This window comes from Myxococcus xanthus (assembly GCF_013116825.1).
In the GTDB taxonomy this organism is placed as follows: domain Bacteria; phylum Myxococcota; class Myxococcia; order Myxococcales; family Myxococcaceae; genus Myxococcus; species Myxococcus xanthus_B.
The window spans coordinates 1-24,611 of sequence record NZ_JABFNS010000139.1 but is presented as its reverse complement, the minus strand read 5'-3'; the positions used below and the strand labels follow the sequence as shown (position 1 = coordinate 24,611).

20 protein-coding genes are annotated in these 24,611 nt (G+C 69.8%); 8 read left to right on the top strand and 12 right to left on the bottom strand.

The genetic code is table 11. The annotated features are described in order from the left end of the window. Positions 1-82 precede the first annotated feature (82 nt). Positions 83-727, bottom strand: coding sequence for a DUF2169 family type VI secretion system accessory protein (locus HNV26_RS30670; RefSeq protein WP_171444421.1), 645 nt, complete (start codon positions 725-727; stop codon positions 83-85). 115 nt (positions 728-842) lie between these two features. On the opposite strand from HNV26_RS30670, the gene HNV26_RS30665 reads away from it, so the two are divergent. The 4 genes from HNV26_RS30665 (at position 843) to HNV26_RS30655 (ending at position 4,232) form a co-directional block, all read left to right on the top strand. Continuing rightward, on the top strand, positions 843-2,069 hold the full coding sequence (locus tag HNV26_RS30665) for a HEAT repeat domain-containing protein (protein WP_171452924.1): 1,227 nt from the start codon (positions 843-845) through the stop codon (positions 2,067-2,069). A 184-nt stretch (positions 2,070-2,253) separates the two neighbouring features. Next, the gene (locus HNV26_RS38705) at positions 2,254-2,610 is read left to right on the top strand and encodes a hypothetical protein (protein WP_253817221.1); all 357 of its coding nucleotides are present in this window, start codon (positions 2,254-2,256) and stop codon (positions 2,608-2,610) included. 189 nt (positions 2,611-2,799) lie between these two features. Beyond that, positions 2,800-2,994 (top strand): hypothetical protein, encoded by a 195-nt coding sequence (locus HNV26_RS38700; protein WP_253817220.1) that lies wholly within the window; start codon positions 2,800-2,802, stop codon positions 2,992-2,994. A gap of 149 nt (positions 2,995-3,143) precedes the next feature. Then, entirely contained in the window at positions 3,144-4,232 is a 1,089-nt protein-coding gene (locus HNV26_RS30655) for an AI-2E family transporter (protein ID WP_253817219.1), read from the top strand. A gap of 12 nt (positions 4,233-4,244) precedes the next feature. Here the strand turns inward: HNV26_RS30655 and HNV26_RS30650 are convergent, their stop codons facing one another. From HNV26_RS30650 to HNV26_RS30635, 4 genes are all read right to left on the bottom strand, one after another. Then, positions 4,245-6,104, bottom strand: a complete 1,860-nt coding sequence (locus HNV26_RS30650; protein ID WP_171444424.1) for a serine/threonine protein kinase — start codon at positions 6,102-6,104, stop codon at positions 4,245-4,247. Between the two features lie 28 nt (positions 6,105-6,132). After that, positions 6,133-7,056, bottom strand: coding sequence for a DUF2381 family protein (locus HNV26_RS30645; protein ID WP_171444425.1), 924 nt, complete (start codon positions 7,054-7,056; stop codon positions 6,133-6,135). Positions 7,057-7,264: 208 nt separating this feature from the next. After that, the gene (locus HNV26_RS30640; protein ID WP_171444426.1) at positions 7,265-7,480 is read right to left on the bottom strand and encodes a hypothetical protein; all 216 of its coding nucleotides are present in this window, start codon (positions 7,478-7,480) and stop codon (positions 7,265-7,267) included. Between the two features lie 500 nt (positions 7,481-7,980). Then, positions 7,981-8,637: an SDR family oxidoreductase gene (locus HNV26_RS30635; protein WP_171444427.1), complete on the bottom strand. Its 657-nt coding sequence runs from the start codon at positions 8,635-8,637 to the stop codon at positions 7,981-7,983. A 223-nt stretch (positions 8,638-8,860) separates the two neighbouring features. Between HNV26_RS30635 and HNV26_RS30630 the strand changes: the two genes are divergently transcribed. Genes HNV26_RS30630 through HNV26_RS30615 form a run of 4 tightly spaced genes read left to right on the top strand, consistent with a single transcriptional unit; the run spans position 8,861 to position 14,658 of the window. After that, the gene (locus HNV26_RS30630) at positions 8,861-9,403 is read left to right on the top strand and encodes a DUF2378 family protein (RefSeq protein ID WP_171444428.1); all 543 of its coding nucleotides are present in this window, start codon (positions 8,861-8,863) and stop codon (positions 9,401-9,403) included. Positions 9,404-9,440: 37 nt separating this feature from the next. Next, positions 9,441-10,109 carry an exopolysaccharide biosynthesis protein gene (locus HNV26_RS30625; RefSeq protein WP_171444429.1) on the top strand — a complete coding sequence of 223 codons (669 nt, stop codon included), beginning with the start codon at positions 9,441-9,443 and terminating at the stop codon, positions 10,107-10,109. Positions 10,110-10,162: 53 nt separating this feature from the next. Next, entirely contained in the window at positions 10,163-13,789 is a 3,627-nt protein-coding gene (locus tag HNV26_RS39080; protein WP_171444430.1) for a protein kinase domain-containing protein, read from the top strand. Beyond that, on the top strand, positions 13,786-14,658 hold the full coding sequence (locus HNV26_RS30615) for a methyltransferase domain-containing protein (protein ID WP_171444431.1): 873 nt from the start codon (positions 13,786-13,788) through the stop codon (positions 14,656-14,658). Before HNV26_RS39080 ends, HNV26_RS30615 begins: the two co-directional genes overlap by 4 nt. Before the next feature lie 70 nt (positions 14,659-14,728). On the opposite strand, the gene HNV26_RS30610 is transcribed toward HNV26_RS30615, so the two are convergent. The 7 genes from HNV26_RS30610 to HNV26_RS30580 all read right to left on the bottom strand — a co-directional run. After that, a complete protein-coding gene (locus HNV26_RS30610) occupies positions 14,729-15,556 on the bottom strand; it encodes an SDR family NAD(P)-dependent oxidoreductase (protein ID WP_171444432.1) in 828 nt (275 codons plus the stop codon). Further along, the gene (locus HNV26_RS30605) at positions 15,553-16,323 is read right to left on the bottom strand and encodes a lysophospholipid acyltransferase family protein (protein WP_171444433.1); all 771 of its coding nucleotides are present in this window, start codon (positions 16,321-16,323) and stop codon (positions 15,553-15,555) included. Before HNV26_RS30605 ends, HNV26_RS30610 begins: the two co-directional genes overlap by 4 nt. Beyond that, entirely contained in the window at positions 16,320-17,288 is a 969-nt protein-coding gene (locus HNV26_RS30600) for a 3-oxoacyl-ACP synthase III family protein (protein WP_171444434.1), read from the bottom strand. The genes HNV26_RS30605 and HNV26_RS30600 overlap by 4 nt, the downstream gene beginning before the upstream one ends. Further along, complete coding sequence (locus HNV26_RS30595; protein ID WP_253817218.1) at positions 17,285-19,147, bottom strand: patatin-like phospholipase family protein; 1,863 nt, start codon at positions 19,145-19,147, stop codon at positions 17,285-17,287. The genes HNV26_RS30600 and HNV26_RS30595 overlap by 4 nt, the downstream gene beginning before the upstream one ends. 69 nt (positions 19,148-19,216) lie before the next feature. Continuing rightward, the gene (locus HNV26_RS30590; RefSeq protein ID WP_171444436.1) at positions 19,217-22,378 is read right to left on the bottom strand and encodes an efflux RND transporter permease subunit; all 3,162 of its coding nucleotides are present in this window, start codon (positions 22,376-22,378) and stop codon (positions 19,217-19,219) included. Between the two features lie 9 nt (positions 22,379-22,387). Next, positions 22,388-23,545, bottom strand: a complete 1,158-nt coding sequence (locus tag HNV26_RS30585; RefSeq protein WP_171444437.1) for an efflux RND transporter periplasmic adaptor subunit — start codon at positions 23,543-23,545, stop codon at positions 22,388-22,390. Next, a partial coding sequence (locus tag HNV26_RS30580) for a TolC family protein (protein ID WP_171452923.1) occupies positions 23,533-24,611 on the bottom strand: 1,079 nt, incomplete at its 5' end. The genes HNV26_RS30580 and HNV26_RS30585, both read right to left, overlap by 13 nt.

The following is a 24,611-nucleotide window of genomic DNA, read 5'->3' as shown; positions in this document are numbered from 1 at the left end:
ACCCCTCCCCGAACCCCACCCTGGCCGTGCAGGAGTTGAAGCGCATCGGTTGAACTCTCTCACGCGACAACTACCTTGACGCTCACCGAGAGATGGCTCCAAGACCCGCGGGTGGGACCCGCTTCGTTGGCAAGTCGAGAGGCTGGAGTGGGTCTTCCAGGTTGGGAAGGGGTTGATTGTCTGCGTCCCGTCCTTCGGGGTGGAAGCCTCGACCGAGCGGGTTGCGATCTTCATACACACCATGGGGTTTGGATGCCCCCAGGGAGGCAGGGCCACCGAAGCTGCGTTCGTACCGGAGGGGCATGGAGGTGAACGGCTCCGGGGATGTGGAGCGCCAGCCGGTGATGCCCCGCCACCACACCCGGTCTCCAAACACCCGAAGCCCCTTCTGGCATTCGCCCACCCGGACCGCGACCAGGTGCTCCTTCACCGGACGCCCATGGGGAGCCCAGGCTTGTCCATTGACGTAGATGTCCGTTCCTGGCCGGAAGTAGGCGGACTGGCCTTCGTACCTCAAGCTGGAGATTCCTGGGTCGCCCCAGTAGACGTCCTCTGAGGGTGGGGCGGGTTGCTCATCGGCCAGGGAAAGCCCTTCCGGGCCTGCCTTACCAGGGGCAGTGAGCTTGAAGGATCCACAAAGGCAGATGACCAGCGTATCCGCTCCGTCCTTGTCCATGGACAGGAAGTCCCGGGCTGTGAAGGCGGTGGTGTTCTCGATGATAGGCATTGTGGCGGCCGGGTGGGGATGTGGCGCGATGGTGTGCTAATGCAGGGTCATGCCTCATGTTCTTTTGAGTGACGCGCCTGTCAGGGATTTCCTCCGGGGACTCCAGGAACAGCACTTGTCAGAGCTGGCATTTCTACTCACCCAACGTCAGCGCTACTTGCACGATGCGGAGGTGGAGTGGCCCGATGTCGAGTTGTTGGAAGTTCGCATCTTTCGCCATGTGGAGGCAATGCGCTCGGGGGATGATTCCGCGATTGCCTGCGCGCGTGAGGCGTTGGCCAGCGATGCCAGTGATGAGCTCATGGCGGGAATCCATGCGAGGGTGCAGCTCGGGCCTGATGAGCAGGGTATTGAGGAGGTCCTGGCGCGTCTGGTCGACCTGGACGTGGCATTGTTGCCCAATTGCATTCAGGCGCTGATGTGGGTGCAGCACCCGAAGCTCTTGGCGCATCTGACCGTCCTGTTGAATTCGCGGTGCAAGTCGCTGCGGGCTTTCGCTGCGCGCGTCATCGGGCTCCGCGGCGACGGTGGGGCGGAGGCGCTGCTCCCCCTTCTGGATGATGCTGAGCAGGAGGTTCGCGCCGCTGCTGCGCTCGCGGTCTCTGAGTTGGGGCATCGTGCCGCGTTGCCCGTGCTTGAACGGAAGCTGACGCAGGCTCCAGTGGAGGAGATGGCCGAGTGGGCGCTGGCTGCGCTCCGGCTGGGGTCAACACGTGCACTCCACGTCTGTCGCCAGTTCTGCCGCGCAAGAGCGCCACGGGGGACGCGGCTGCCCTGGCTTCTTGGCCTGGGTGGGGAGGCTCAAGACTTCGGTTTGTTAATGCAGTTGAGCGACGAGGCGGAATACTTGATGGGCAGTCTTGAGGCGCTGGGCGTGCTGGGCGTGCCCGCGGCGGCGCCACTGTTGTTAGAGCATCTGGGCCACGAGCGCCCAGCCGTGAAGAACGTGGCGGCAAAGGCGCTGTCCCTCATGTCCGGAGCGGGGCTCACGGAAACCGCCCTGGTTCCGGATGAGGAGGGCGATGAAGGAGAGGCGGTCGCGTTTCGGCAGGTCGTGCAGCCAAGCACGGCCCCTGCTGCGTGGCGAGCCTGGTGGGCCACGCACCGTGCTCGTCTGGAGGGCGCGTCACGGCTGCGGCTGGGGCAGCCCTTTCACCTAGCTTTGTGCCTTGAGGAACTGGCCCACCCGCGTACGTCTTTTGGAGATCGCACGCGGGCGGGACTTGAACTCGTCATCCGGTCCGGACATCACGTGGGTTTCCAGCCGGACTGGCTGGTCCGCCAGCAGCGGCGAGCCATTGAGCAGTGGCGGCGGTTCGGCGCCATGCACAACTGGAGGTAGGCTCGCGAGCGGCGCGTCAGTAGACCTTGTCGCCCTTCTCCACGCCGAAGCTGGACGGCTCCCCGAAGACGCCGTTCACCGTGGTGCCGCCGTTGTGGATGCTGGGGAACAAAGGAGTACTCAATCTGCAACCCGAGTCGAGAATGGGGTCGATGCGCAGGGCAGCAGGCCCTCCACGAGCAAGGTGAACCCCCAGCCCACGCGGCAGCAGGGCAAGGACGTCACTTCGTCATTCGGTGCGAACCCGCTGGGCTATTCGGGGCAGAACGTCCTGAACGCCTACAACATGTCCCAAGGTGGCGCGCTCCAGGGCGTGGTCCTCCCCATTGCCCAGAATCCCTTCGTCAACGCCAGTGACTCGGTGGTGACGCTCAATGCCCACCAGCACCAGGGCAACACGAACCTGTCCGTTTCACCCGCCGGTGGTCAGGGCATCCCGGCGCACTCCATGCGCACTACCTCTCCACGGGCGAGGGCAAGTTCGCGGGCATCCAGGGAGTGCCGCTGCATCCGCGTCCGGGCGGGCCGACCACGGTGGTGACGGGCGCGCTCAACGGTTGCGCTGTCCATGCCCTGCACGACACGAAGAACAACAGCCTGTCCTTTCTCCACTACGCGGACGACTCGAAGAACGGCAAGGCGGAACTGGACGGCTTCCTCTCGCAGCACCCGAACCTCAAGCCGGCGGGGAGCTTCACGCCCAGCGACGATTCTCACCTCACCGGCAAGCATGGCGGCCCCGACGGGCGCCACGCCCTTCATCCACTACGCCCAGGGGGCCAACAACCGGCCCGGGCAGTGGACCATCGCCGGTCAGCTCAACACCTACAAGAATGGTGGCACCGCGGGTGGCCGCCCCGAGCTGATGCGCCCCACGGACCTCCGGGTGTCCTTCATGCAGACCGTCCCGGTGGACGTGCCTTGAGTTTCCTCGGGGCGCGCCACTGAGGAACGGACCGCCCTGGCCATTCGTTGGATTCCAGCCGCGCGTCCACTGCGTCCGTTCATGAGGCCACACCGGCAGGTGGCCTCCCAGCGCCATGCGCCGCTTCGTGCATAGGGTACGCACGACGTATGGCCACCCTGGACCCTCCCGCTGCCTCCTGGCTCACGCGCTGCGCGCTGTTCAGCGGCAAGCTGCTCGTGGTCGCGGCCGCGGTGGTGGGGCTCGTGCTGCTGCTGGCGCGGCTCTACCTCATCGTCCTGCCGACCGTGGCGGCGCTGCTGCTGGCGACGTTGCTGTACCCGCCCGTCCGGTGGCTGTCCGCCCACCGGGTGCCTCGGGCGCTCGCGACGGTGCTGGCGCTGCTGGTGCTGCTCCTGGTGGGAGCCGCCGGGCTGCTCGTGCTCGTGCCCCGTATCGTCCAGCAGGTGGGCTCGGCGGGCTCGAACGTGAAAGAGGGAATGGAGGGCCTCATCATTTGGATGACGCAGGAACTCCCCGTGTCCCGGGAGCAGATCGACGGCCTGTTCGAGAAGGCGCTCGACTTCTTGAAGTCGAACCTGGGGCGCATCACCACGGGCGTCCTCGCGGGCGCCAACTTCGCGGTACAGGCGGTGGCGGGCGGGCTGCTGACGCTGACGCTGCTGTTCTTCTTCGTGAAGGACACCGAGCGGCTCGGGGGCTGGGTGCTGGCCCGGGTCTCTCCGTCGCGGCGTGACACCGTGCGCGCCGTGGGCCTGCGCGCCTGGGGAACACTCAGCGGCTACCTGCGCGGTGTCGTCATCGTCGCGCTGGTGGACGCGGTGGGCATTGGTGTGGGCTTGGCCCTCATCGGCGTGCCACTCGTGCTTCCGCTGGCGGCGCTCACCTTCGTGGGCGGGTTCTTTCCCGTCATCGGCGCCACCCTGGCGGGCGGTGTCGCGGTGCTGGTCGCACTCGTCACCAATGGGCCCATCGACGCGCTCCTGGTATTCGCCGTGGTGCTGGGAGTGCAACAACTGGAGAGCAACGTCCTGGAGCCCGTGGTGATGGGGCGCGCGGTGCCGCTGCACCCGGTGGTCATCCTGCTGTCCATCACCGCCGGGGGCGTGCTCTTCGGCGTGGCGGGCGCCTTTCTCTCCGTGCCCGTCGCCGCGGTCCTCTCCGCTGCGGGCAACGAGCTGCGCCTGCGAAGCGAGGCTCGCGTCCTGGAGAAGCCTGCGGCGATTTCACCACCGTGAGGCAGCGCTGCGTCAGGGGAAGTGGTCCACCACCAGGGCGTTGGACCACGGATGCACGCGCGTGTGGCCGGGCTTCGAGCCGCGGTACTTGGGGATTCCCGTCTCGTCGCCCAGGATGAAGCACACCGGGTACTCGCTGCCATCCGGTGTCCTCACGCGTGTGTAGCGGCCCTGGATTGTCTCGCCGCCCGTCCAGAGGCGTCCATAGAAGAGCGTGTTCGCCGGGAGGCGGCCGATGGGCTCGTCGAGCCGGCTGGTGATGGGGCCGTCGCTGACGACGATGCTGTAGTTCGTCTGGTACGAGTCATCCGGTTGCTGAAGGTCGAGCTGGATGAACCCGCCAAACCCCAGGTCGAGCCCGAGCTGACGCATTGACTCCAGGGCTTCGGAAGGGCAGCGCGCGGGCTCGGGCCGGACCTGAGTACCTGCGCAGGCATTGAGACTGGCCGCGGAGAATGCAGCCAGCAGGTAACGGTGGAGTCGGGGGACACAGCGCGCGTGTGGCTCGGTCGTGGACATGGCTTCTCCTGGCCATGGCGGCTCGGCGGTGGAAAACGGAAGGGCCGTGGCGGGCGAACCAGTGTCGGCTGGTCCTTCGGTTCGCGCCAGTTGCTGGACGGGATGGGACGGAGTGAGAGCGTCATGAGGCCCGCCTGCGAGCATCAGTACCCAGGCCATGCACGCAACCAACGTCAGGCCTCCGGCGACTCGCATCCACCGGCCCTCGTGTCGTGGCTGCAGCAGGCTCGCTGGCTCCGTGTGGGATTGCGTCTGGACTTCCGAGAACACCCGGCGCCGCAGCCAGCGGCCCACGCGATGGTGCTGGACCCGGGCGGCGCGCAGGGCCCTCGCATGGAGAAAGGCCGCTTCTTCTTCCGTTGCAACGGAACCCCAGGTTGCCTCCTCGTCGTGTGTCGTGCGCGTCGCCGTGGAGGGCCCCTCGTACCAGTCGAACAGCGGAACGTCCCAGTCCGGGCCCGCGTGGGCCTGGGCCTGTTGAGCCTCCCGGGCCAGGTCTCCCGCGCCGCGCGGCCGGGCCTCGGGTGCGAACGCGAGCAGGCCCTCAATCCAGCGTGCGAGCGGCTCGGGCACGCGCGGGTTGAGGGCTCTCAATGTGGCGGAGGTCACTGGGGAGTGAGCCTTGTCCAGGACGAGCGGCGGATATTGCTCCACCACCAGCCGGTGAAAGGTGACGCCCACCGCGTACAACTCGTCCGCCACCGTGTAGAGGTAGTGCTCGGAGCGGGCGGGTTGCCGTGGAGCCTGCATGCTCCAGAGGATGGCCTGGGGACTGCGATAGGGCCCGGTCCCGGGCGGCAGCCGTGCCGCGGAGGTGATGGGGGCGGCACGGGGATGCCAGCCCGCGCCCCAGTCCAGCACCACCAGTCTTCCTCGCTCCTCGACGCGAAGGTTCTCCCCCTTGAAGTCGCGATGAAGCACCTGCCTGCGATGCGCGGCGTCCAGTGCCCACGCGGCCTGCGCCAACAGGCCAGCGACGTGCCGAGCCGTCGGATTGCGCGCCCGAGACCAGTCATACAGCGTGTTGCCTCGCACGTACTCCAGCACGAGGTATGGGTATGAGGCGGCCCCCGCGCGCCAGGTTCCCGTCGCTTGCAGCCGCACCACTCCAGGGTGGCGAAGCAGATGAAGTGTCCGCGCCTCGCGCTGGAATCGGGGATCGCCTGGGGCGTGGGCCAGCTTGAGCGCGTAGCAGCGGCCATCGGGGCGCGAGCGCACTTCATACACCGTGCCGTTGCCGCCGCCTCCGATGCGGCGCTCCACGCGCCAGCGCTCCACGCGCGTGCCGACAGGCAGTGCCTGTGGAGACAGCACGAGGGGACCTGGGGAAGATGAAATCGGCTCCAGTCGCATGGCGGGTTCCTCTGGGGCTGTCGCACGTCTACGGTTTCAGCCGCTCCCATCGCGCGCCGCGGCGCCGGCCTGTGTCCCAAAGCTCCAGCGCATAGGCAGGCGGCGGGCGCGTGGGGGCGGGCCACTGCAGGACGACGACCGCGCTCTGGCCAGGCAGTAGACGCGGCTCCAGCATCAACATTGGCAACTCCAGCGTCTCTCCGGTGGGGCGCCCGTCCGAGTCCAGGTGTGTCAGCCGGGCGATGCCCGTTTGCCAGGGGGCCTCGCCCAGTGGGTTTTCCAACTTCACCGCGAGCGTCAGCCACGCGCCGGAGCGATAGCTGCCAAGCTGGTGGACCTTGAGCCCCGCCTCACTGGGCCTGTCACGTATCCACTTGACGAGAACCCCCGTGGGGCCAATGGCGCCGGAGAGGATGGCGCTCGCGAGCCCCTCTTGCGGCACTGGCCGACGCGCTGTGGCCAGCCGGGTCTCCAGCAGTACGTTGCGCTCACGCAGGGCCACCAGTTCAGCCTCCAGTTGCGTCACGGTGGCGGGGTGGCGCCGGACGTCGACGACCGAGTCCACCACGTTGGCCTCGGTCGTCAGCTCCAGGACGAGCCGTTGTGGCGCGGCTGCGTCCGTGAAGCGAAGCACCAACGGCGGAACGCCCTGGGCAGGCATGGCGACGACGGGCTGGAGCAGCAAGTGTGTCCCTGTGACGTCCAGCCGGGTGAACAGCCCTCGCAGGGCCTCGGGCAGCTCTCCTTCCATCACGGCGTCCGAGTCGAGCAGCACGGTCGTCACCACGCCGGGCGCCAGCCGGAGCCGCTGGACGGGCTCGCCTGCGCCCGCGCTCAGGACCATGGCCCGCTCGATACGTCGCCAACGTTTCGTGATCGGCGTCTGGGCCAACGCCGCTGTGCCCAGCAGGAGCACCACCGCCGTCATCACCAATGAGCCAGGGGGGAACACGCAGGGGCGACCTCCAGGGTTGTAACCTACTCGACAGGGATGACACGGCGGGGCGCGTGGCCGAGCGCGACTGTCCCGCCTCCTTCGAGGAAGAACGCGCCTCCGTGTGGCACCTCGGAATGGGCGATGTCTACCTGAAAGGTAGTCAGAATCGCACAGGACGTTTGGAGGTCGTCGGGAGCACTTCCTCCACGCGCCGGAAGAAAAGTCACCGGGCCCGCGATGGGGTGTCCCACGTGTTGGCGTCTTCCTCTTCGAGCGCCGCCACGCCTGGCTGGCGGTAATGCCACAGCTTGTACGGCGACAGCTCCAGCAGCGCGAGCACGTCATCATCGCGGTGGGCTGCGATGAGCGCGCTCAGGCAGTTCGTGGCTCCATTGAAAAAGTCACGCTGGTCGGGCGAGGCCGACCAGACCCTCCGCACCGTGCCGATGAGCTTGTCGGCCCAGGCGGAAGCAACGTCTAGCTTCGCGCACAGCGTGCCCCAGTGGTCGCCGAGTGATTCGATGTAAGGGATGTCGTCGGCCTGATAGTCCTCTCAGCGCCGCTCCAGCCAGGCGTCGCGGGTCGCCGCGTCCACGGGGGGCGCTCGCGATGAGGGGCGCGAACTCGTCGAGGGCGTGGTTGACGGCTGCGCCTATGGCGCCCGGTGAGCTGTCGATGTGCGCCAGCGCGGGGGACACGCGTTCGATGAAGAGGACCGCGCCTTCCGCCGCGAGCGCTTTCTTGGCGGCCTGCTTGATCTCCGTCACCGCCTGCTTGATTCGGACGATGGCTGGCTGCGACTTCCGGCCGAAGTTCGTCTTCCTGGCCACTGCTACACGGCCCCGGGTTGGTGCTACCGGAAGCCGCGCGCGTTGGCGGGGCCAGACGAACTCCCGCTACGCGCACCGCCATGCCAATCGGCAGGAGTTGGAAGACGGCTCAGGCGCCCGCGGCGGCGACCTCGGCCCAGAGCGTGTCGCCCTCCAGTACCTGGTTCAGCGGCGCGCGCTGCTCGGAGACGCGCAGCAGCACGGCGGCGAGTTGCTCCAGGTGGATGGGCCGCATGTTCCGCAGTGGAGGCAGGCGGGTGAGGGCGCGCAGCACGGGGTTGATGTGGTGGTACTCGCCCTCGAAGGCGGGCGGGCGCACCACCGTCCAGGGGATGCCACTGTCGCGCACCAGTCGCTCCGCCTCCGCCTTGGCCTTGAGGTACGCGCCCACCGGCCGGCCCGCGCCCACGGAGCTGAGCAACACCAGGTGGTCCACCCCCGCGCGCTTCGCGGCCTCCACCAACTGCCGCGTGGTGCCGATGTCGCTCGACTCATACGTGTCGCCCGAATCGAAGCGCTTGCGCATGGTGCCAATCAACTGGAGCACCGTGGTGCAGCCGCGCATCATCTCCACCAGCGCCTCACCGTCAGACAACTCCACCACGGCCTTGTGGGGCCAGGGGCGGACCAGGTCGCTGTCCGCGCTCTTGGGTCGCACGTGCGCGAGGACAAGCGGCGCACCATGCGACAGCGCCTGTCGCATCAGCGTGCGGCCCGTGGCGCCCGTGGCGCCAGCGATGAAGAGGTGACGAGGGGGCGTGTTCATGATGGCGGACTCCAAGGAAGACGGGCGGCGCGTCGAGCAGACCCAGGGGATGACGCGGGCCGTCGGCTCTTCATCACACTGCGTCGCGAGAGCCCAGCGCGGCGTGGCGCTCCGTGTCGAATGAGGCACACGCCTCGCCCCCGTGCCGGGTGTTGAATCACCAGCGATAGACAGTCACCCGCCCGGTTGAGGCGCTGTCATCCAGGCGATACATTGCCGCGCCTTGGAAAATCCAGAACCCCTTGTATTCCAGCAGAGCTTCCAGGGACTGCTTCGCGCCTTGGGTGATGACCTGGATGACGCGTGCGTGGGCCGTCTGCGCGAGGTGGGCCTCGACGCGCGGGGCTCCCTGGCCCTGGCCTATCCCTTGAAAGTCTGGGTGGCCGCGCTGAAGGTCGCCGCGGCCACGCTGGCACCGGAGGCGCCGTTGGACGAGGCCGCCGCGGTGGTGGGGCGGCGCTTCGTGGAGGGCTTCAGCTCCACGCTCATCGGCAGCGCGCTGCTAGGCACCGTGCGGCTCCTGGGGCCGCAGCGCATGCTGGCGCGGATGACGCGCAACCTGCGCACGGGCACCAACTATCTGGAAACGCACATGGAGCAGCTGGGGCCCACCCGGTATGCGCTGACGTGCCGGCCCGTGGTGGTGGCGGGCTTCTACGTGGGGCTCTTCCTGGCGGGGCTGGAGGCCAGCGGGGCCAGGCACCCCTCGGTCCAGATTGTCCGGAGGGAGGGCGAGGAGGCGGTGTACGACATCGCTTGGCGCTGAGCATTGACGGGGAGGCCGTGCTAGTGACGGCCTGATAATGTCGACGCCTTCGCCCACCCCCTCTTCGTCCACGAGTTTCTCGGACACCCAGGCCCAGCTCTCCGCCACCCTCCGCGCGCTGTCCGCGCGGCTGCCCGAATCCCTGACGGTGCGGGAGCTGATGCAGGCGTGTGGTGAGCAGGGCCTGCTGCTCTTCTGCTGCATCCTGACCTTCCCCTTCCTGCTGCCCGTGTCGATTCCGGGCGTGTCCACGGTGTTCGGCCTGCTCATCGTCCTCATCGGCGTGGGCGTGACGTTCAACCGGACGCCCTGGCTGCCCCGGAAGCTGCTGGACAAGCCGCTGCTGCGCACCAACCTGGCCCCGGCGCTGGACAAGGGCGCGGACGTCTTCACCAAGTATGTGGACAAGATGAGCAAGCCGCGGCTGCTGGCGCTCACGCACGGCTCCAGCACCAACCGCTTCAATGGCTTCATGCTCTTCTTCGCGGGCGTGCTGCTGATGATGCCGTTCGGCCTGATTCCCTTCAGCAACACGTTGCCCGCGCTGGCGGCGCTCTTCTTCGCCATCGGCATCCTGCAGCGCGACGGCTACTTCATCCTCATGGGGCATGGGATGACGGTGGGGTCGCTCACCTACTTCACTGTCATCATCTACGGCGCCGTGCAGGGAGGCCGCAGCCTGGCCAGTGTCTTCGGCGGGGGCTGAGCCCGCGCCTGGGTAGTGGCTGACCTGCCGCCCAGGCTCACCTTATTTGCCCGGTGAGCCGGGGATTACGGTGCGTCTGGAATCAGTCCTACCGCCGCCAGGGGTTCCCGTTATCATCGGGGGCGGGCGGCCCCCCTCTGATGCGGCAATTTCCTCATGAAACCCGGCACCGGCCGGAGGATGCGACGCGTCGCCACGCGGAAGGCGAGGTCGTGGGCGGGCGCTACCGCATCCTCGGCTTCCTGGGCCGGGGCGGTGCGGGCACGGTGTGGCGCGCGCAGGACCTGCTGGCGGGCCCCGTCGCGGTGAAGCGGCTGCACCAGACGCTGGAGGACCTGGCGCGGCTGCCTCGGCTGCCCGAGGGCGAGTACACGCCGTCTTCCATCGCCCGGCATGAGCTGGCGCTGTCGCTGGCGCACGAGTTCCAGACGCTCGCCTCGCTGCGGCATCCGCATGTCATCAGCGTGCTGGACTACGGCTTCGACGCCGAGCACCGGCCCTATCTGGCCATGGACCTGCTGGAGGACGCTCGGCACCTGGTGCAGGCGGGCATGGGGCAGCCATTGCGTGTGCAGGTGGGGCTGCTGGTGCAGACGCTGATGGCGCTGGCGTACCTGCACCGCCGCGGCATCATCCACCGCGACCTCAAGCCCGCCAACGTGCTGGTGGCCCACGGGCAGGTGAAGGTGCTGGACTTCGGCCTGGCGGTGGGGCGCGAGCACGTCCACCGCGCGCAGCCGGGCGGCACGCCGGGCTACCTCGCGCCGGAGCTGTTCGAGGACCAGCCGCCCTCGGAGGTGACGGACCTCTTCAGCGTGGGCGCCATGGCCAGCCAGATGATGTTCGGCCGGCTGCCGCATGCCGGACAGGTGCCCTCGCCGCCGGACTTCCCACCCGCGTTGAAGGCCGTGCTGGAGCGGCTGGTGTCGCCGGACCCGAAGCTGCGGCCCCGCGGCGCGGACGCGGTGATTGCCGAGCTCTGCGCCGCCACCGGTGAGCCGGTGCCGCCCGAGTCCGCCGCCACGCGCGAGAGCTTCCTCCAGGCCGCGCGCTATGTGGGCCGGGTGGAGGAGCAGGCGCGGCTGTCCACCGTGCTCGAGTCGGCGATGGCGGGCCGCGGCGGCGCGTGGCTGGTGGGGGGGGAGAGCGGCGTGGGCAAGTCGCGGCTCCTGGAGGAGCTGCGCGCGCTGGCGCTGGTGAAGGGCGCGGTGGTGCTGCGCGGCCAGGGCGTGGCGGCGGGTGGCAGCCCGTACCAGGAATGGCGTCCGGTGCTGCGCTGGCTGGCCATCCTCACCACGCTGAGTGAGCGCGAGGCCAGCATCCTCAAGCCGCTGGTGCCGGACATCGAAGCGCTGTTGGGGCACTCCGTCGTGGACCCCGCCGAAGTGGGCGCGGACATGGTGCAGGCGCGGCTGCTCCAGGTGGTGGAGGACGTGTTCGCGCGGCTGACCCAGCCCCTCGTCGTGGTGCTGGAGGACCTGCACTGGGCGGGCGATGAGTCGCTGCACCTGCTCTCGAGGCTCGCCACGCGGGCGGCGCAGCTGCGGCTGTTGCTCATCGGCAGTTTCCGTGACGACGAGGCGCCCTCGCTTCCCTCCGCACTGCCGGGCCTGTCACTGCTGCGGCTGCCTCGGCTGGACGCTCGGGAGGTCTCCATCCTCAGTGAGTCCATGATGGGGGCACCCGGAGCCCGGCCCCACCTGGTGGACCTGCTGCTGCGCGAGACGGAGGGCAATCCCTTCTTCCTCGTGGAGGTGGTTCGGGCGCTGGCGGAGGAGGCGGGAGGGCTGGACCGGCTTGGCGACATGGCACTGCCGGAGCGCGTCTTCGCTGGCGGCGTGCGCAGGCTGGTGCAGCGGCGGCTGGAGAAGGTGCCGGTTCCTTCGCGGGAGTTGCTGCAAGTGGCCGCCATCGTCGGGCGGCAGGTGGATGTGCCGCTGCTCCAGCAGGCCGCGCCGGATGTGGACGTGGAGCACTGGCTGACGGACTGCGCGGCGGCGGCGGTGCTGGACGTGGCGGATGGGCGCTGGCGCTTCGCGCACGACAAGCTGCGCGAAGGGGTGCTGGATGATTTGCCCGTGGACGCGCGGCCCGCGTTGCACCGGCGCGCCGCGCTGGCGATGGAGGCGGCGCATGGGCAGCGGGCGGAGTGGACGGCGGCGCTCACCTACCACTGGGGCATGGCTGGGGACGCGCAACGTGAGGCCCGCTATGCGCTGCGCGCGGGCGAGGATGCCCTTCGAGTGGGCGCCTGCCGCGAAGCGCTGCCTTTCCTCACCCGGGCGCTGACACGGGTGACCGAAGTGGGCGGCGACGCCGTGACGTTGGGCCACCTGGAGGCACTCCTGGCGGAGACGCGCTTCCAGTTGGGGGAGCTCCAGTCCTTCCGTGAGCATGCGGAGCGCGCGCTGCGGCACTTCGGCTGGCCCGTGCCATCCAGCCGCATGGGATGGGCGCTGGGGACGCTGGGGCAGGGCCTGCTGCGGCTGGCGCAGAGCTCCCGGCCGGAGGACTACGACGAGGAGACGGAGGAGCAGCGGCGGGTGCGGCGCGTGGCGGGGCGGCTGTTGATGCGGCTGCTCGATGCGTTCATCTATGCGCACCAGGCGCTGCCCGTTCTCTGGTCCGGCCTGCGCGCGTTGAACCTGTGCGAGCCGGCGGGCGCGTCGCCGGAGCTGGCGCGGGGCTACACGAGCATGGCGGTGGTGGCGGGCACGTTGCCCATCCGGTCGGTGGCGGAGACGTGGTCCCGCCGCGCGTTGGAGGTGGCCGAGCGCGTGGGCAACCCCGCGGACCTGGCCTTCGTGCTGTGCCGCAACGCCGTGTATGGCGCGTACGTGGCGCGGTGGGCGGAGGCCGAGGCGTGGCTGGAGCGGGCCATGGGCATCGTCGATTCGGTGGGCGACGTGCGCTTGGCGGAGGAGTGCCGCGCGTTGCTCACGGTGGTGTCGTGCTACCAGGGGAAGTTCGAGCGGGGGCTGCCGCTGATGGCGTGGCTGGAGCACTCGGCGCGGCGGCGCGGGGCGCTCCAGACGGAGCACTGGGCGCTGCACTACCAGGCGCACATCCATTTGCGGCTGGGCGACTACGCGAAGGCTCGCGCCGCGCTGGAGCAGACGCTGGCGTGGACGGAGGCGCAGGGCGGGCAGACGGACCGCATCATCGTGGAGGGGGCGCTGGCGCTGCTGCGGCTGCGTGAAGGTGACGCGGAAGGGGCCCGAGCCGCGGCGGAGCAGGCGCTGGCGAGGATGTCGTCTGGCAAGCCGGTGGCGCACTTCGTCTACTTCGGCGTGATGACGGTGGCGGAGGTGTTCCTGACGCTGTGGGAGCGGGGCGCGGATGTCTCGCTGGTGACGAGCGCCAAGGCCGCGCGCAGGGAGGCGGAGGTCTTCGCCAAGGTGTTCCCCTTCGGAGAGGCCGCGGCGCGCTTGTGGCGTGGGCGAGAGGCCTGGCTGGATGGCGACGCCACGCGGGCCTTCGAGGCGTGGCGCCGGTGCATCGCTGTCGCATCGAGGAAGGGACAGTCCTTCGAGGAGGCCCACGCGCGACTGGCGCTGGCCAGGCACTTGCCCTCGGAGGACCCGGCGCGGGGGGCGCATCAGCAGCGCGCGGTGGAGTTGTTCTCCCGGCTGGGCATGCGGGATGCGCAGGCCCCCCCGGAGGCGCTCGCGCGTTCATGAACGGTGTGCGCGTCGGGGACGTGACGTTGCTGGCGTGCCCTGCTTGTGGCGGGACGCTGGTGTTTCACGGGCTCGAGGCGGAGGGCTGCATCCGCGACGGGTGGCTGCGCTGCGGTGGCTGTGGCGAGGCGTGGAGCGTGGCGCGCGGGATGGCGCGGCTGTATCGCGAGGACGCGGTGCGCGGTACGGACCGGCTGATGCGCGTCATCTACGACGGGCTCCCGGCGTTGCATGACCCGCTGACGACGCTGCTGACGCCGCTGTTGCAATCTGTCTCGGAAGCGCGGATGCGCGCGGGGTACATGCGCCGTGTGTCGCTCGGCTCGCTGACGCCGCACGAGGATGGGAGCCCGGTGCGGGTGCTGGAGGTGGGGGTGGGCTCGGGGGCGAACCTGCCGCTCCTGCGTGACCGCTTGCCGCCGGGGCTCGACGTGGACGTGTGGGGCGTGGACCTGAGCGAGGGCATGCTCAGGCACTGCAAGCGGCGGCTGCGGTCTGGAGGTCATGCGGGCGTGCGGCTGATGATGGCGGATGCGCACGCGCTGCCGTTCCCGGAGGCGTCGTTCGACCGGGTGTTTCACGTGGGAGGCATTGGCGGCTACCGGGCACCCGAGCGGGCCCTGGCGGAGATGGCGCGCGTGGCGAAGCCGGGCACGCCGCTGGTGGTCGTGGACGAGCAGATGGACCCGGCCTTCCGGCCCTCGCTGTTCCAGCGCGCCGCGTTCCGCGCGATGACGTTCTACTCGTGGGATCCACACTGCCCCCGGGAGCTGCTGCCTCCGGGCGCGTTCGACGTCACCGAGGAGCAGGTGGCCCCGTTCTATTACTGTCTGTCGTTCCGGATGCCGGAGCAAGACGCACGGGCCTGACGGCCGGCGCACATGACTGTCTCGGGGAAGATGCCGAGCCCTGTCTCTCGGCCATGGAACAGGGCTGACCTCACGGATTCAGCACCAGGTCCAACAGCCGCAGCGTCATCCCACCGGTGAAGTCGATGGTGGCGCCGTTGAACCAGCCCGCCTCCTCTCCGGCGAGCACCGTGACGAAGCGGGCCACGTCCTCCACGGTGCCCATGCGCCCCGCGGGGTTCATCCTCGCGTGGGCCGCCTCCAGGCGCGCCAGGGCTTCGGGTGAGTACACGTGCTTCAGCGCGGGCGTCATTACCGTGCCGAACTTCAGCAGGTTCACGCGGTGTCCTCGCGGTCCCAGCTCCATGGCCAGGTAGCGCACGTACATCTCCAGCGCAGCCTTCGACGCGCTGATGAGCCCTGTGTTCCCCAGGTGCGTTTCATCCAGCGGGTTCTGCAGACCGAGGAGCCGGGCCTCCGGCGCCAACATGTCTTCATTCACCAGGGCCTGCGCCCAGAAGACGAACGAGTGCGCCATCGTGTCGAAGGTCCGGCGGATGCGCCGCGCGTGCAGCCGGTCCTCGCCCTCGGACAGGAAGCGCCCCACCGAGGCCCCCGCAATCGAATGCACGAAGAGCTTCACGCTCCGAGGCCCGGCGACCCCCCGCAGCGCCGCCACGCCCGCCTCCGCGGCCTCCGGTGAAGATGCATCCGCCTGCCACAGCACGCCGCGTCCACCGGCGTCCCGAATCCGCTGCTCCAACTGCACGGCACCTTCCGCGTACCGGCCCCGGTGGACACCGAAGACATTCAACCCGGGCTTCCGAGTCACCGCCTCCGCGATGGCCGCGCCCGTGCCAGACGAAGCTCCCAGGATGAGCGCCCACTCCCGCGCCTCGGAACCCTCACCTTCCGTCATTGCACCGCCTTCCATCTGCTGCCCTTGTCCACGCCGCGAGCCCTATCGAGCAGCCCCTGCACAGCATCCGCCACGTCCTGGTGCACCGCGCGCATCGCGTCCCGGTCGCCCGCGTCGAAGCCTGGCTCCAGGTGGCGCGTCAGCGGCTCGCCCACCCACTGCGTCATCTTCACGGGGAAGGGAAGCGACAAGGGCCACAGGCCCGTGGCACCCACGCCCAGCCACAGCGGCAGCCGCGCGGGCATGCCCACGCGCCGGCCCAGCGCGTACCCGTCGTTGAGGCCCACGTACGCGTCGTCCATGCCGCTGCCGCCCACGGGGACAATCGGCAGCCGGTAGCGCACCGCCAGGCGCAGGTAGCCCATGCGCTCGCCCCAGTCGACGCGGTAGCGGTGGCGGAAGTCTCGGCAGCCCTCGCGCGTGCCTCCTGGCTGCAACAACACGTGCTCGCCGCGCGCCACCGCCTCCGCCAGCCGCGGGTCATCCCCCGTGACGAAGCCCAGCCCGTCCGCCACCGTGCGCATGCCCGGAATCGAAGCGAACGCGCCGTGCGCCACGCCGTGCGGCAGATAGCCCAGGCGTTCGTGGAGCGTCACCGTCAGCATGCACAGGTCCACGGCCAGGGGGCGCCCGTGGTAGCCGACGATGAGCTTCGCGCCGGGACGGAGCAGCGGCTCCAGGTTCACCACCTCGTAGCGGTGATACCGGCGCAGCAGCCGGAACGTGGTCAGCCAGGCCGTCAGGGGCCAACCGCCCGCCTGTTTCATCCGCCCACCTGGTACAGCACCGCGCCGTGAGCCACGCCCGCGCCCACGCCCACCAGGAGGATGCGGTGCCCTGGCTTCACCGGACGCGTGCGCAGCAGCCGGTCCAGACTGGTTCCCAGCGACGCCGAGCCCACGCTGCCCACCGTGTCCACCACGCGCACGCTCCGCTCCGGTGACACCTCCAGCGCCTGGAGGATGGCCTCCAGCATGCTTCCATTTGGCTGGTGCGTGAGCACCCACTCGACGTCGCGAAGGGCCACGCCCGCCTCGTCCAACGCCGCGCGCGCTGCCCGCACCAGCGCATCCAGCGCGACGCGGGTCATCTCCTGGCTGGGCGTCAGGAAGCGCATCCGCTCCAGCTTGCCGGTGGCCGTCGGGTTCTCCAGCACCACGTCCGTGGGCAGCGTGCCGTCATTGCCCAGGGCCACGCCCAGGACGCCTTCTCCCGGCCGGCCCGCGCCCAGCACGGCGGCGGCGGCGGCGTCGCCCAGCACCAGGTAGGGGCGGGGCTCCTCGGGCGTGGTGGTGCGCGACAGCAGCTCCACGGACACGATGCCCACCGGCCCCAGCCCCGTGGCCACCGAGCGCGCCGCCAGGTCGAAGGCGCTCAGGAATCCCATGCAGGCGTTGCTCAGGTCCATCGCGTCGCAGCTCCCCGACAGGCCCAGCGCCGCGGCCACGCGGTTGGCGGTGGCGGGCGTGGTGACGTCGCCGCCCATGGAGGTGACGCAGAGGATTCGGCGCAGGGCTCGGGCCTCCAGCCCCGCCGCGTCCAGCGCGCCCCGCAGCGCCAGCGCCGCCACGTCCGCGGCCTTCGTCCCTGGTGGCGCGAAGTGGCGGGTGCGGATGCCTGTCTTTCGTTCCACCTCCGCGGCGTCACGTCCCACGCGCGCGCACAGCTCCGCGGTCGTCACGGCGGGGCCGGGAAGGACACTGGCGGTGCCCAGGATGCGAACGGGAATCATGCGGCTTGCTGTCCTCCTGGATGCGCGTGGACACGGGCACCCCGGGATTTGACCTGGAGCCAGCGCTGCTTCATCTCCTCCAGCCGCTTCGCGAGCGACGCATCCGCCGCCGCCCGTCCGAGGATGTCCCGGGCCTTGGTGAACTCCATGGCGGTCAGCAGCGGTGCCTCCGCGGATTGGATGTCGTAGCGGACGTCCGCGAGCAGGCTCTCCACGTCACCACTGCGGTGCAATAGCAGCACGCCGCTGGCCGCCAGGTCCAGCGCGCGGGCCACCGGATTGAGCCCCGCCAGGAAGCGCCCCAGGCCGGACTGCCGCCGCGGGGACGCGTGCCGGACGCCGAAGGGGAAGATGTTGCTGGAGAAGATGACGTCCGCGCCCGCGTTCAACAGCACGTGCGCGGGCACCATGCTGGTGAAGGCGCCGTCCACGTACCGCGCGGGAGGCACCACCGTGGGGCCCCAGATGCCCGGCGCCGAGCCGCTGGCGCGCACCCCCAGGGCCACCGGCCCCTGCTCCAGCGCCACGCAGTCTCCGCTGGTCAGGTCCGTCGTGACAGGCAGGAAGCGGATGGCCAGCTCCTCCAGGCAGAGCCGGCCCAGGTCCTGCTCCACGAAGCGCTCCAGCGAATACGTGGTCACGATGGCGGCCGTGGCGGCCAGGGTGAGCTGCCGGTTCATGGCCCGCTCCTCCAGCCGTCGCAGTCCATCCAGTCCGTCACGCCCATCCAGCGCGCTGCCGCAGAAGTACGCGCCCACCAGCGAGCCCATGCTGGCGCCGCTGACGATGTCGATGGGCACGCCCTGGCTCACCAGCCAGCGCAGGATGTGGACGTGGTAGAAGCCCCACACTCCACCGCCACTGAGCGCCAGGCCCACGCGCCGGTGGGTGAGGGCGCGGGCCCAGCGGGAGAGCGCGTCCCGCTCGGCGGGGCTCAGCACCGTGGCGTCCAGCGGACGGTCATCCACGAGCACCCGCGCCATCCTGTCCAGGCTCAACCGCAAGGGGCAGGGCGGCAGCCACTGGGGATGCAGGGACTGGCCACTCAGCGCTGACGCGCGTGACGCACGGCGAGGCCCCACCACCACGGTGGGGAGCACGCGAGGGGCTGACGTCTGCCGCGCGTCCAGCGTCGTCACCAGCCGCGCCGTCTTGCCTGTCATCCCGACGTCCGCCACGCCGCAGCCGTCGAGCAGGACGTAGTGGAGGCCGTGCTCGGCCGTGAGCCGCTGGAGCACCGCTGGGGTCAGCAGGCCGGGACCGCCCGCTTCGGCCGGAGGCAGCGTGGCGCGCAGGACGCCATCCGCCCCCTTCGTGATGGGCGTGCCATGCTCGCCCGGTGCGCTCCGGAGCAGCAGCACGCGATCGCCGAAGTCACGGTGGATGACCTTCGCCACCAGCTCGATGAGGGAGGACAGGGGCGCGCCGCGCACGTCGCTCTCGAAGGCGATGACCTCCGCTGGCGGACGGGACCGCTCCTGCACGCCGGTGGGCGTGTGCAGCAGGCTCGCGACAGCGTCCTTCGGAAAGAAGAGGCCCTCGGAGTCCGTCGTCGCGCGGATGGTGAAGGCGTTGCTGCCGCTCGACAGCGCCTCCAGTCCCAGGGGCGTGCAGGGCTGGAGCGTCATCAGGAGCGCGTCACCGCGCATGACCTCCAACTCGCCCTCCAGGAGGAGGGCGAAGCCCTCGGGGGGCTCGCCTTCCCGGCACAGCACCTCGCCGCGAGCCCAGGACACGTCCTGGCCCTTGCCCAGCAACTGGAGCAGCGCGGTGTTGCCATGGTGGCGGAGCCCGGGCGCACGTTTGAGCGCATACAGCCGCTGGCGCCGCCGGTCATCGCGTGACGGGAAGTGAGACATGGCACCCCGCAGAATAACGAAGCCCCTCCGGCGGGGCATCCGGGGGTCCCCCAGGTCCCAGGCCAGTACTCAGGGTGCGTGGGGCTCCGGTGGGCGGACGGTGGGCGGCGGCGTGTTGACATCACCCTGCCGGCGGACGCGGAGCCTGGCGGCCTCCATCACCACGTACAGCACGGGGATGAAGATGAGGTTCACGAAGGTGGACAGCAACATGCCGCCGAACACGGTGGTGCCCAGGGACTTGCGCGCGGAGGCCCCCGCCCCCGAGGCGAGCATCAGCGGCACCACGCCCATGAGGAAGGCGAAGGACGTCATCAGGATGGGCCTCAGGCGCGTCTGGGCGGAGTGAATGGCGGCGTCCACGACGCTCCGGCCTTCGTGGCGGAGCTGCTCGGCGAACTCGACGATGAGGATGGCGTTCTTGCTGGCCAGCCCCACCAGCATGACGAGCCCGACCTGGCAGAACACGTCGTTCTGGAGGCCGCGCAAATTCTGCAGCCCCAGCGCGCCCAGCATGGCCACGGGGACGCCCAGGAGGATGATGAGGGGCAGGGCGAAGCTCTCATACTGCGCGGACAGCACCAGGAAGACGAAGACGACACCCAGCCCGAAGATGACCAGCACGCTGCGGCCCGCCTCCTTCTGCTCCTGGGACAGGCCCGTCCATTCGAAGGTGTAGCCCATGGGCAACGTCTTGCGCGCCACCGCCTCCATCGTGTCCAGGGCCTGCCCGGAGCTGGAGCCCGGCGCGGCCTGCCCGTTGATGGTCGCCGAGCGGTACAGGTTGTAGTGCTGGATGTTCTGCGCGCTGGTGATGGGACGCACCTGCACCAGCGACTCCAGCGGCACCATCTCTCCCTTCGCGGAGCGGACGTAGAGCGCGTCGATGTCGCGCGGCTCGTTGCGGAACGGGACGGCCGCCTGCACGTACACGCGGTACACGCGGCTGGCGAAGGTGAAGTCATTCACGTACTGGCTGCCCAGGTAGACTTGCAGCGTGGAGAAGACGCCATCCAGCGGGACGCCCATCGCCAGGGCCTTCTCCCGGTCCACCCGCACGTCCAGGAGCGGCGTGTTGGCGGTGTAGGAGGAGAAGACGCCGCGCAGGCCCGGGGCCTGGCTGGCCGCGCCCACCAACATGTCCGTCGTCTGCGCGAGCTGAGCGAGCGTTCGGCCGCCTTGCTGGTCCTCCAGCACGAACTCGAAGCCGCCCACGCTGCCCACGCCGCGGATGGCGGGGGGCTCGAAGGGCAACACGCGCGCGCCGCCAATGGCCATCAGCGGGCGTCGCAGGCGCTCCACCAGTCCCGCCACGCTCTGCTCCGTGCGCTTGCGCTCGTCCCACGGGTGCAGGTTGACGAAGAGGGTGCCGTAGTTGACGCCCGTGCCCAGCAGCGAGAAGCCGCCCACGGTGAAGATGTCCGCGACCTCCGGCTGCTGGCGCATCACGTCTTCCGCCTGGAGCAGCACATTGCGCGTGTAGTCCAGCGACGTGCCCTCTGGCCCCTGCACGGCGATGATGAGGTAGCCCTGGTCCTCGCCCGGGATGAAGCCCGTGGGCGTGAGGCGGTACACCAGGATGGTGCCGGCCAGACACAGGACGAAGGCGATGACCACCGGCCAGCGCAGCGGTCCGATGAGCTTCGCCAACATCCGGCCGTAGGCGTCGCGGAACGCGCCGAGCCCCCGGTCGAACATGCGGAAGACCTTCCACTTCTGGCCCTCGTGGGGCCGCAGCAGGATGGCGCACAGCGCGGGGGACAGGGTGAGCGCCACCAGCGCGGACAAGCTGATGGAGAAGGCCAGGGTGAGGGCGAACTGCCGGTAGATGATGCCGGTGGTGCCGGGGAAGAAGGACACCGGGACGAACACCGCGGACAGCACCAGGGCAATGGCCACCAGCGCGCCGGCCACCTGCTTCATGCTCCGGTGGGTGGCCTCGCGAGGGCCCACGTTGTCCTGCTCCATGGTGCGCTCGACGTTCTCGATGACGATGATGGCGTCATCCACCACCAGACCCGTGGCCAGCGTGAGGCCGAAGAGCGTCAGCGTGTTGATGGAGAAGCCGAACGCGTTGACGAAGAGGAAGGTGCCCACCAGCGACACGGGCAACGTGGTGGCCACCACCAGCACGCTGCGCCAGCCATGCAGGAAGATGAAGATGACCAGCACCACCAGGAAGATGGCCTCGCCCAGCGTCACCAGCACCTCCTCGATGGAGGCCTGCACCGCCGCCGTGGTGTCGAAGGCGCGCTGGTAGCGCATGCCCGGCGGGAAGTTGCCCTTCAGCCGCTCCAGTTCGGCGATGACGCCGTCGCGCACGTCCAGCGCGTTGGAGCCGGGGAGCTGGAAGATGCCCAGGCCCACGGCCTCGCGGCCGTTGAAGCGCAAGAGCTGCCCGTAGTTCTCAGCGCCCAGCTCCGCGCGGCCCACGTCCTTCAGCCGGACCAGCGAGCCGTCCGGCCCCTGCTGCACGACGATGTCGCCGAACTCCTCCGCCGACGTGAGCTGCCCCTGCACGCGCACCGTGAATTGATACGTCTGTCCCGGCGGCGCTGGCTGCTGGCCCACCTGTCCCGCGCCGATTTGAACGTTCTGCGCGCGCAGGGCGTTCACCACGTCCGTGGCGGCGAGCCCACGCCGCGCCAGCTCCGAGGGGTCCAGCCACAGCCGCATGGCGAAGCGCCGCTCGCCGAAAATCCGCACGTCGCCCACGCCCGTCACGCGCAGCAGGGCGTCTCGGATGAAGACATCCGCGTAGTTGCTGAGGAAGCCCGTCTCGTAACGGTTCTCCTCGTCGAACAGGCCGAAGGCCATGAGCAGCTGTGTCTGGGCCTTGGTGATGGTGACGCCCAGCGCGTTGACGGCGGCCGGGAGCTGCGCGGACGCGGTGGCCACGCGGTTCTGGACGTCCACCGCGGCGATGTCCAAGTTCCGTCCCGGGTCGAAGGTGACGGTGATGGTGCTCACGCCCGTGTTGCTGCTGGTGGAGGCGATGTAGCGCATGCCCTCCACTCCGTTGAGCTGCCGCTCCAGCACGGTGGTGACGGCGCTCTCCACCGTCTCCGCGGACGCGCCGATGTACGTCGACGTCACCTGCACCACGGGCAACGACAGGTCAGGGTATTGCTCGACGGGGAGCGTGGGGATGGAGATGGCCCCCACCAGGGTGATGATGATGGACACCACGCTGGCGAAGACGGGACGGCGGATGAAGAAGTCGGTGAACATGGCCGCCCCTCACTGTTCCGGCGGGGTGCCGCCGTCGGTCCCGCTGCCGCCCACGCCCTGAGGTGGCTTGCGCGAGGCGGCCTTGGGTTGGATGGGCTGGCCGTCGCGGAGCATCTGGATTCCGCTGACCACCACGGACGTTCCCGCGTCCAGTCCGCCCGTCACCTCGTAGTCATTGCCGGAGACGAGCCCCAGGCTCACCGGCGCTCGCTGCGCCACGGTGCCCGCGTCCGAGTCCTGCACCACGAAGACGAAGGACTGACTGCTGATGCGGGTGACGGCGGCGGTCGGGACGCGCAAGGCCTCCCGCGTGGCATAGACGACCCGGGCGCGCACGAACTGTCCCGCGCGCAGGCCCACGGTGTTCTCGAAGGCACCGCGTATCTCCACCAATTGCGTGGTGGCGTTGGGCGTGGGCGCCACGAAGAACACCGGCGCGGACACCACGAGCCGGCCCTCCGGATCCAACACCTCCACAGGCGTGGTTCCCACCCGGACGGTGCCTGCCCGCTCGACGGGAATCTGGACGGACAGCTCCAGCGTGTTGCTCTGGTCCAGCGTGGTGAGGGCCGTCTGCTGCGTCACGAAGTCGCCCACGTTCACCGGGTAGTCGCCCACGATGCCGGCGAAGGGCGCGCTCACTTCGTAGAAGCCGAGCTGGACCTCCTGGGCCTGCACCTGGGCTTCGATTGCATGCGCGTTGGCCTCGGCTTGCAGTGCCTGCGCCACCGCCTGGTCATGGTCCTGGCGGCTCTGGAGTCCCTCCTTCAGCAGTTGCGCACTGCGCTTTCGCGTCTGTTGGGCATACTCACGCTGCGCCATGGCGGCGGCTTGCTGCGCCCGGGTGGCGCGCAGGCCCGCGCTTTCTCGCCGGGGGTCCACCACGAGCAGCACTTCCCCCTGTTCGACGCGTGCTCCTGGGTCGAGCGGAATCGCCTTCACGTAGCCAGCGACCTGCGGATAGACGGTGATGCTGCTGCGGGAGCTGAGCGCGCCCAGGTACTCGTTGGACTCGCGCACCTCGGCGGGGGCCAGGCGCTCCACCTCCACCGGCATGGGCTGGTTCGTGGCCGCCTGGCTTCCCTGCGGCCCCGAGTCTCCCTGCGAGCGGCAGCCCGCGAGGAGCAGAACGGCGAGCCCCGTGCTCCACGTCTTCACCAGTCGCATGCCGCCTCCGTGAGAAACGCGGCGACCCGTGCCTGCTCCAGCTCGAACTCGCGCACCACCAGCAGCAGCTCCGCCTGGCGGAGGTCCGACGCCGTCTGGATGAGCTCCAGGCTGGTCCCCGTTCCCACCTCGAAGCTGCGCCGGGTGAGCCGGTCGTTCTCCTCGGCCAGGGCGCGTCCCCGGGCCGCGATGCGCGTGGCCGCGTCCGCGACCTCCACGGCGCGCCGGGCCTGCAGCACCTCCACCGAGGCAGTGCGCTCCAGCTCCACCAGCCCCTGCTTCGCGACCTCCACGCCCGCGCGCGTCTGCCTCAGTTGGCCCTCACGCGCGCCGCCATCCCAGAAGGGCAGCACCAGGCTGGCGCCGATGTTCCACACCGGCACCGTCACGAAGCCCTCTTCCACGGTGAGGGCCAGGGTGGTGCTGGTCAGCGCGAGCGTCGGGGCATAACGCGCCTTCACCTCCGACACCTGCCGCTCGGCCAGCGTGCGCCGTGAGCGCGCCACCGCGATGTCCGCGCGCCGGTCGAGCGACTCCAGTTGTTGGCAGTCCCGCCGCGAGTGCTGGAGCAGGGTCTCCAACTGGACGCCCCGGACCAGGCCCACGCCTCGAGGAATGCCCAGCACCAGTCCCAGCGTCTCACGGGCCTTGCGCAGGGTCTCGTCGCCCAGGACGACGAGGTTGCGCGCCGTCTCCGTGTCCTGCTGCACGCGCACCACGTCCAGCCGCGTGCCCGCGCCCAGCTCGAAGCGGCGCTCCGTGAGGGCCAGCCGCTCCAAGGCGGTGCGCAGGTTGACGCGGTTGACCTCGGCCATCCGCTCCTGCGCGGCGACGAGCACCAGTGACTGGGCCAGCGCGCTGGTGAGTTGGCGCCGCGTCTCGGCCAGCGACAGGTTGGCGGTGCGCCGAGCCTCGCGCGCGGTGCCCAGCGCGATGATGGAAGGGAGGCTGAACAGGGGCTGGGTGGCGTTCAGCAGCCCCACGAAAGGCGGGCGGGTGAGGCCCGGGGATTGGGCGCCTCCGATGTCGCCACCAATGCCCCCGCCGACTTCGCCCCCCACGCCGC

Coding starts and splice junctions, on each gene's coding strand:
- HNV26_RS30670 (WP_171444421.1), bottom strand. CDS start 727: ATGCCTATCATCGAGAACACCACCGCCTTCACAGCCCGGGACTTCCTG.
- HNV26_RS38700 (WP_253817220.1), top strand. CDS start 2,800: ATGGCGGCCCCGACGGGCGCCACGCCCTTCATCCACTACGCCCAGGGG.
- HNV26_RS30655 (WP_253817219.1), top strand. CDS start 3,144: ATGGCCACCCTGGACCCTCCCGCTGCCTCCTGGCTCACGCGCTGCGCG.
- HNV26_RS30650 (WP_171444424.1), bottom strand. CDS start 6,104: ATGCGACTGGAGCCGATTTCATCTTCCCCAGGTCCCCTCGTGCTGTCT.
- HNV26_RS30635 (WP_171444427.1), bottom strand. CDS start 8,637: ATGAACACGCCCCCTCGTCACCTCTTCATCGCTGGCGCCACGGGCGCC.
- HNV26_RS30625 (WP_171444429.1), top strand. CDS start 9,441: ATGTCGACGCCTTCGCCCACCCCCTCTTCGTCCACGAGTTTCTCGGAC.
- HNV26_RS30615 (WP_171444431.1), top strand. CDS start 13,786: ATGAACGGTGTGCGCGTCGGGGACGTGACGTTGCTGGCGTGCCCTGCT.
- HNV26_RS30610 (WP_171444432.1), bottom strand. CDS start 15,556: ATGACGGAAGGTGAGGGTTCCGAGGCGCGGGAGTGGGCGCTCATCCTG.
- HNV26_RS30605 (WP_171444433.1), bottom strand. CDS start 16,323: ATGAAACAGGCGGGCGGTTGGCCCCTGACGGCCTGGCTGACCACGTTC.
- HNV26_RS30600 (WP_171444434.1), bottom strand. CDS start 17,288: ATGATTCCCGTTCGCATCCTGGGCACCGCCAGTGTCCTTCCCGGCCCC.
- HNV26_RS30595 (WP_253817218.1), bottom strand. CDS start 19,147: ATGTCTCACTTCCCGTCACGCGATGACCGGCGGCGCCAGCGGCTGTAT.
- HNV26_RS30590 (WP_171444436.1), bottom strand. CDS start 22,378: ATGTTCACCGACTTCTTCATCCGCCGTCCCGTCTTCGCCAGCGTGGTG.
- HNV26_RS30585 (WP_171444437.1), bottom strand. CDS start 23,545: ATGCGACTGGTGAAGACGTGGAGCACGGGGCTCGCCGTTCTGCTCCTC.